Source organism: Streptomyces sp. NPDC053432 (assembly GCF_055585365.1).
Map to the genome: position 1 here is coordinate 174,180 of NZ_JBVJKF010000007.1, position 7,102 is coordinate 181,281.

Annotated in this window: 6 protein-coding genes; 5 read left to right on the forward strand and 1 reads right to left on the reverse strand. The window is 72.7% G+C overall.

Translation table 11 applies throughout. The features are described 5' to 3' along the window. The first annotated feature begins 48 nt into the window (after positions 1 to 48). Complete coding sequence (locus ACZ6Y1_RS14585) at positions 49 to 2,253, forward strand: MMPL family transporter (RefSeq protein WP_469627941.1); 2,205 nt, start codon at positions 49 to 51, stop codon at positions 2,251 to 2,253. Between the two features lie 66 nt (positions 2,254 to 2,319). On the opposite strand, the gene ACZ6Y1_RS14590 is transcribed toward ACZ6Y1_RS14585, so the two are convergent. Further along, on the reverse strand, positions 2,320 to 2,718 hold the full coding sequence (locus ACZ6Y1_RS14590; protein WP_385122604.1) for an SsgA family sporulation/cell division regulator: 399 nt from the start codon (positions 2,716 to 2,718) through the stop codon (positions 2,320 to 2,322). A gap of 163 nt (positions 2,719 to 2,881) precedes the next feature. Here ACZ6Y1_RS14590 and ACZ6Y1_RS14595 point away from each other — a divergent pair, with 163 nt between their 5' ends. The 4 genes from ACZ6Y1_RS14595 to ACZ6Y1_RS14610 all read left to right on the forward strand — a co-directional run bounded on the left by ACZ6Y1_RS14595 (position 2,882) and on the right by ACZ6Y1_RS14610 (position 6,725). After that, a complete protein-coding gene (locus ACZ6Y1_RS14595; protein ID WP_469627945.1) occupies positions 2,882 to 3,934 on the forward strand; it encodes an energy-coupling factor ABC transporter permease in 1,053 nt (350 codons plus the stop codon). Continuing rightward, entirely contained in the window at positions 3,934 to 4,695 is a 762-nt protein-coding gene (gene cbiQ / locus ACZ6Y1_RS14600; protein ID WP_469627948.1) for a cobalt ECF transporter T component CbiQ, read from the forward strand. Before ACZ6Y1_RS14595 ends, cbiQ begins: the two co-directional genes overlap by 1 nt. After that, positions 4,683 to 5,471, forward strand: a complete 789-nt coding sequence (locus ACZ6Y1_RS14605) for an energy-coupling factor ABC transporter ATP-binding protein (RefSeq protein ID WP_469627950.1) — start codon at positions 4,683 to 4,685, stop codon at positions 5,469 to 5,471. The genes cbiQ and ACZ6Y1_RS14605 overlap by 13 nt, the downstream gene beginning before the upstream one ends. An 87-nt stretch (positions 5,472 to 5,558) precedes the next feature. Continuing rightward, positions 5,559 to 6,725, forward strand: a complete 1,167-nt coding sequence (locus ACZ6Y1_RS14610; protein ID WP_469627952.1) for a serine hydrolase domain-containing protein — start codon at positions 5,559 to 5,561, stop codon at positions 6,723 to 6,725. Positions 6,726 to 7,102: the final 377 nt, after the last annotated feature.

The following is a 7,102-nucleotide window of genomic DNA, read 5'->3' on the forward strand; positions in this document are numbered from 1 at the left end:
GCTCATCCTGCCCTTCCATCCCACGACCTGAACGGGAGAACCACCCTCGTGGCCACCTTCCTCTACCGGCTCGGCCGCGGCGCCTTCAGGCGCCGGGGCATCGTCGCCCTCATATGGGTGGCGCTGCTGTTCGCCGCCGGATTCGGCGCGGCCTCGGCCGGCGCACCCAGCTCCGGTTCCTTCTCGATCCCCGGCACGGAGGCCCAGAAGGCCTTCGACCTGCTGGACGAGCGCTTCCCGGGCATGGCCGCCGACGGCGCCACCGCCCGTATCGTCATCAAGGCCCCGGCGGGCGCGAAGGTCACCGACCCCGGCCCCAAGGCCGAGGTCCAGAAGATCATCGACGACCTCAAGTCCGGTCCGGGCAAGGACCAGATCTCCTCGGTCACCGACCCGTACCAGGCGCAGGCCGTGAGCCAGGACGGTTCGACGACCTACATCAGCACCAAGTACAAGGTCAGCGGCATGGAGCTGACCGACGCGACCCGCGACGCGCTGAAGGACTCCGGCAAGGAGGCCCAGGAGCACGGCCTGACCGTCGAGATCGGCGGTGACGCCCTGATGGCGGCGCCCGAGACCGGCTCCGGCGAGGTCATCGGCATCCTGATCGCCGCGATCGTCCTCGTCATCACCTTCGGCTCGCTGATCGCGGCCGGCCTGCCGCTGCTGACCGCGCTGATCGGCGTGGGCATCGGAGTCTCCTCCATCACCGCGCTCGCGAACGTGCTCGACCTCGGCTCCACCACCTCCACCCTCGCGATGATGATCGGCCTCGCGGTCGGCATCGACTACGCCCTCTTCATCGTCTCCCGCTACCGCGCGGAGCTCGCCGAGGGCCGGGAGCGCGACGAGGCCGCCGGCCGCGCCGCCGGAACCGCCGGTTCCGCCGTCGTCTTCGCCGGTCTGACCGTGGTCATCGCCCTCGTGGGCCTGGCCGTCGTCAACATCCCGATGCTGACCAAGATGGGCGCGGCGGCCGCCGGCACCGTGGTCATCGCGGTCCTCGTGGCACTGACCCTGGTCCCGGCCATCCTCGGTTTCGCCGGCAAGAAGGTCCTGCCGGCCGGCCAGAAGAGCAAGCTCTTCGGCAAGGGCAGGCCCGCGGGCGGCAAGCCCAAGGTCAACGGCGGCACCCGCTGGGCCCGCTTCGTGCTGCGCCGCCCCGTCATGGTGCTGCTGGCCGGTGTGATCGGACTCGGCGTCATCGCGATCCCCGCGAGCAAGCTGGAGATGGGCCTGCCGGACGACGGCTCCCAGCCGGTCTCCACCACCCAGCGCAAGGCGTACGACCTGCTGTCCGACGGCTTCGGCCCCGGCTTCAACGGTCCGCTGATGGTGGTCGTCGACGGCGGCAAGGAACTCGCCGACAAGACCGCCGACCGGATCAAGGGCCTCGACGGCGTGGCCGCGGTCACCCCGCCGATGCTCAACAAGGACGGCGACGCGGCGATCATCAACGTGATCCCGAAGGACCGGCCCTCCTCCACGCAGACCGAGGACCTGGTCCACCAGATCCGCGCCGGCAGCGGTGACGAGGTCCTCGTCACCGGCGCCACCGCCATGAACATCGACTTCTCGCAGAAGATGAACGACGCGCTGCTGCCCTACCTCGCGCTCGTCGTCGGCCTCGCCTTCCTGCTCCTGATGCTGGTGTTCCGCTCGGTCCTGGTCCCGCTCAAGGCGGCCCTCGGCTTCCTGCTCTCCGTCGTCGCCGCCCTCGGCGCGGTCGTCGCGGTCTTCCAGTGGGGCTGGCTCGGCTCGCTCTTCGGCGTGGAGCAGACCGGTCCGATCATGTCGATGATGCCGATCTTCATGGTGGGCGTGGTCTTCGGTCTGGCCATGGACTACGAGGTCTTCCTCGTCACCCGCATGCGTGAGGCGTACGTCCACGGCGAGCGCCCCGGCCAGGCCGTGGTGACCGGCTTCCAGTACAGCGCCCGGGTGGTCGTGGCCGCCGCCGTCATCATGATCGCGGTGTTCGCGGGCTTCATCGGGGCCAGCGAGCAGATGGTCAAGATGATCGGCTTCGGCCTGGCCGTCGCCGTCTTCTTCGACGCCTTCGTGGTCCGCATGACCATCGTCCCGGCGGTGCTCGCCCTGCTCGGCCACAAGGCCTGGTGGCTGCCGAAGTGGCTCGACCGGCTCCTGCCGAACGTCGACGTCGAGGGCGAGAGCCTGCGCAAGCACCTGGCCGAGGAGTCCGCGGACGGCCCGGAGGGTCCGGACAAGGACCGCGAGCTGGTCAACGCGTAACCGAAACCCGCACGACGGTTCCGGCCCCGCACCCCCTGATCACCGGGGGTGCGGGGCCGGACCCGTTCAGGCGAGCCGGCGCCCCGCGGGGGCCGGGGCGTTGGTCCGGCGCAGGAAGCGCCGCAGGGCCGCGATGTCGAACTGCACCACCGCCACTCCGTCGGGGGAGTGGAACTCGACGACCGCCTGGACGCGGCCGCAGGGCCAGACGCGTACGTCCCCGGTCCCCGTCGGCGCCTGGAGCCCGGCTTCGAGCAGGGCGCGGGGAAACACCCACTCGTTCTCCGTGCCCTCGGGGGACAGCTCGGCGGGGAAGACGATCCGTACGGCCAGCGGCTCGGACTCGGCGAAGCGCAGGGCCACCGGAATCTTCCGGTAGAGAGGGTCGTCGCTGATCACGCGCGCGATCACGCGCTCCTCGACGGAGGTGGCGGTCGCTGGGGGATTCTCGGCGGTGGCTGACACGACAAGACTCCTCTTTTCGGAACATCTGCGTCCGTTTGTCCTCCAGCCTCGCACATTCCCACGAAACCGCACGGGGCCATTTGTTGCGACGACGCTGTTGCCAACGGTTTGCAACTAGGCACTATTCTTGGACGGCTGAAAACTGCGAGAAAGCGGAGCCCCCATGCACGTGCCCGACGGATTCATCAACGCACCCGTATCGGTGGCCGCCGGAGTCGCGGCGGCCGGCGCGGTCGCCGTCAGCCTGCGAGGCGCCCGCCGCGAGCTCGACGAGCGCACCGCGCCGCTCGCCGGACTCGTCGCCGCCTTCATCTTCGCCGTGCAGATGCTCAACTTCCCCGTCGCCGCCGGCACCAGCGGGCACCTGCTCGGAGGGGCGCTCGCCGCGATACTCGTCGGCCCGTACACCGGCGTCCTGTGCGTGTCGGTGGTCCTCCTCATGCAGGGCATCCTCTTCGCCGACGGCGGCCTGACCGCCCTCGGCGTCAACATCACCGTCATGGGCGTCGTCACCGTCGTCGTGGCCTACGCCGTCTTCCGCGGGCTCCTCAAGGTGCTCCCCTCCACCCGCCGCTCGGTTACCGTCGCCGCCTTCGCCGGAGCCCTGCTCTCCGTCCCGGGCGCGGCCGCCGCCTTCACCGCGGTCTACGCCGTCGGCGGCACCACCGACGTTCCCATCGGCAAGGTCCTCACCGCGATGGTCGGCGTGCACGTGCTCATCGGCATCGGCGAGGCCGCCATCACCGCGGCGACCGTGGGTGCCGTGATCGCCGTACGCCCCGACCTGGTGCACGGCGCGCGCGGGCTCGGCAACCCGCTGAAGCTGCGCGTCGGCGGCGAACTGGTCGACGCCCCCGCGGCCGCGGCGCCCGCCGCCGCCCGCTCCACCACGAAGGTGTGGGTCACCGGCCTGGTCACCGCCCTCGCGCTGGCCGGCTTCGTCTCCTTCTACGCCTCCGCCAGCCCCGACGGCCTGGAGAAGGTCGCCGCCGACCAGGGCATCGACGCCAAGGTCCAGGAGCACGCCGCCAAGGACTCCCCGCTCGCCGACTACTCCGTCAAGGACGTCGCCGACGCCCGCCTCTCCGGCGGCCTCGCGGGCGCCCTCGGCGTCGGCGCTACCGTCGCCGTGGGCACCGGGATCTTCTGGACCGTGCGCCGCCGCCGCACGACCGAGCCGTCGGCAGCCGCGACCGAGCCGTCGGCAGCCGTCTGATGGGCGCGGGACACGCCCACAAGCTCTACCGGCACGCCCACACCCCCGTCCACGACCTGCCCCCGCACTGCAAGCTGGCGGCGACCTTCGCCTTCGTCGTGGCCGTCGTCTCCACACCGCGCGAGGCGGTGTGGGCCTTCGGGGTGTACGCGCTCCTGATCGCGGCCGCCGCGGCCGCCGCCCGCATCCCGGCCGGCTTCCTGCTGCGCAGGCTGCTGATCGAGATCCCCTTCGTCGCCTTCGCCGTGCTCATGCCGTTCGTCGCACAGGGCGAACGCGTGGAGGTCCTCGGCATGTCGCTGAGCGTCTCCGGCCTGTGGGGCGCCTGGAACGTCCTGGCCAAGGGCACCCTCGGCGTCGCCGCCTCCGTCCTGCTCGCCTCGACGACGGAACTGCGGGCACTGCTGCTCGGCCTGCAGCGGCTGAAACTGCCCCCGCTGCTCGTACAGATCGCCTCCTTCATGATCCGGTACGGGGACGTCATCAGCGACGAGCTGCGCCGGATGTCCATCGCGCGGCGCTCGCGCGGCTTCGAGGCCAGCGGCATCCGCCACTGGGGGGTGCTGGCCAAGACCGCCGGCGCGCTGTTCATCCGCTCCTACGAACGCGGCGAGCGGGTCTACCTCGCGATGGTCAGCCGCGGCTACGCCGGCTCTATGCCGGTGATCGACGACGTCGTGGCCACCCGCGCCCAGTGGGCGTACGCGGCCGTGCTCCCGGTGACGGCCCTCGCCGTCTGTCTGATGGGATGGTCACTGTGACCCCTGTTCCCGCTGCTGCTGTTCCCTCCCTCCAGGTGACCGGCCTCGCCTACGCCTACCCCGACGGACACCAGGCCCTCTTCGGCGTGGACCTGAGCGTCGGGCGCGGCGAGCGGGTCGCCCTGCTCGGCCCCAACGGCGCCGGCAAGACCACCCTCGTGCTGCACCTCAACGGCATCCTCGGCGGCGGGGTCGGCTCGGTCACCGTGGCCGGACTGCCGGTGGAGAAGCGCAATCTCGCCGAGATCCGCCGCCGCGTCGGGATCGTCTTCCAGGACCCCGACGACCAGCTGTTCATGCCGACCGTCCGCGAGGACGTGGCCTTCGGCCCGGCCGCCGCGGGCCTGCGCGGCGCCGAACTGGAGGAACGGGTGCGCGGGGCGCTGGAGCAGGTCGGCATGGCGGACTTCGCCGACCGGCCGCCGCACCACCTGTCCTTCGGCCAGCGCCGCCGCGTGGCCGTCGCCACGGTCCTCGCGATGCGGCCGGAGATCCTCGTCCTCGACGAGCCGTCCTCCAACCTCGACCCGGCCTCGCGCCGCGAGCTCGCGGACATCCTGCGCTCGCTCGACGTGACCGTGCTGATGGTGACCCACGACCTGCCGTACGCGCTGGAGCTGTGCCCCCGCTCGGTGATCCTCAGCGACGGGGTCATCGCCGCCGACGGCCGCACCCAGGAACTGCTGTGCGACGAGGAGCTGATGCGGGCGCACCGCCTGGAGCTGCCGTTCGGCTTCGACCCGCGCACGCCCCTTGTGACGCACCCCTCGCACTGACCGGCGCCGGGAGGCAGGGCCGCCCGGCAGACGTTGCATCGTGGCGTAGGCGCCGTCGGGGCGCCGCGGCAGGTGCTGGGAGTAGACGTGGATGTCCACGGGTCGGTGGCGGAGGGCTTCGAGTCCGTCCGCGAGGCTTTCGTACGAAACTTCGAGGTGCTCGGCGACCGGGGCGCGGCGGTGGCCGTCTACCGGGACGGCCGCAAGGTCGTCGACCTGTGGGGCGGCACCAAGGACGCCGACGGCGGCGAGGGCTCCGAGCCCTGGGGCGAGGACACCGCGCAGATAGTCCGCTCCGCCACCAAGGGCGTGGCCGCCGCGGTGCCGCTGCTGCTGCACCAGCGCGGGCTGCTGGACCTGGACGCGCCGGTGGGCTCGTACTGGCCCGAGTTCAAGGCGGGCGGCAAGGACCGGGCCCTGGTGCGCGACCTGCTCGCCCACCGGGCCGGCGTCCCCGCGCTGGACCGGGGGCTGACCGTGGCCGAGGCCGCGGACGGGGTCAGCGGGGCCCGTGCGGTCGCCGCGCAGCAGCCCTTCTGGGAGCCCGGCACCGAGCACGGGTACCACGCGCAGACCTTCAGCTGGCTGCTGTCCGAGCTGGTCCTGCGGGCGACCGGCCGCACCATCGGATCGTTCCTCGCGGAGGAGATCGCCGAGCCGCTGGGCCTGGACTTCTGGATAGGCCTGCCGGAGGCCGAGGCCCACCGGGTGGGGCGGGTGGCGCCCGTGGACCCGCCGGAGCGCGCGGGCCTGCTCAGGACCCGGCCGCGGCGGAACGTCTCCGAGGCCTACGCCGACCCGGACTCCCTCACCCGCCGCGCCTTCGCGGCCATCGACCCCCAGCCGGACGAGAACGACCCCGCCTACCAGGCCGCAGAGCTCCCCGGGTCGGCCGGCATCGGCACGGCCCGCGCCCTGGCCCGCTTCTACGGGGCCACCATCGGCGTGGTCGAGGACGGCGCCCGCGTCTTCACCCCGGAGACCACCGCGCTGGCCGGCCGGGAGCTGTCCTCGGGCCCCGACCGGGTGCTGATCGTGAACACCCGCTTCGGCCCCGGCTACATGCTGCACGGCCCCGCCTCCCCGCTGCTCTCCCTGGCCTCCTTCGGGCACCCGGGCCGCGGCGGCTCGCTGGCCTTCGCGGACCCGGAGGCCGGCATCGGCTTCGGGTACGTCACCAACGCCCACGCCAAGTCGGTCACGGCCGACCCGCGGGCGCAGGCCCTGGTCCGGGCCCTGAAGTCGGCCCTCTAGACCTGCGGCCCCGCTGCCGGGGATCCGCCCCGGACCCCGCGCCTCAATCGCCGGCGGGGCTGGGTGGTGTCCCTGGGCCGGGGCGGAGTGGTCGGGGCGGTGCCCCTCCGGAGTGACTCCTCGTCGTCGCGCCTGCGGGCACCGCACGCGGTGGAGGGTGGTTGCGCGCTCCTCCTGCGGGGACCCTCCTGCGGGTCCCCACCCCGCCCACTCCACCCCGGCCCAGGAGGCGGTGACAGGCGAACCCCTCCGGCCCCGGCCCAGGGGGCGGTGGCAGGTGCACGGGTGGTGTCAGGCGTGCCCTCGCCCGGGGCGGGTGGTGGCAGGTGTGCGGGGAGCGGGGGCGCGCAGGGGCGTCCCCGCAGGAGGAGCGCGCA

Bases quoted from the DNA above. Each gene is read 5' to 3' on its own strand.
- ACZ6Y1_RS14605 (WP_469627950.1), top strand. From the start codon at position 4,683: ATGGTCACTGTGACCCCTGTTCCCGCTGCTGCTGTTCCCTCCCTCCAG.
- cbiQ (WP_469627948.1), top strand. From the start codon at position 3,934: ATGGGCGCGGGACACGCCCACAAGCTCTACCGGCACGCCCACACCCCC.
- ACZ6Y1_RS14595 (WP_469627945.1), top strand. From the start codon at position 2,882: ATGCACGTGCCCGACGGATTCATCAACGCACCCGTATCGGTGGCCGCC.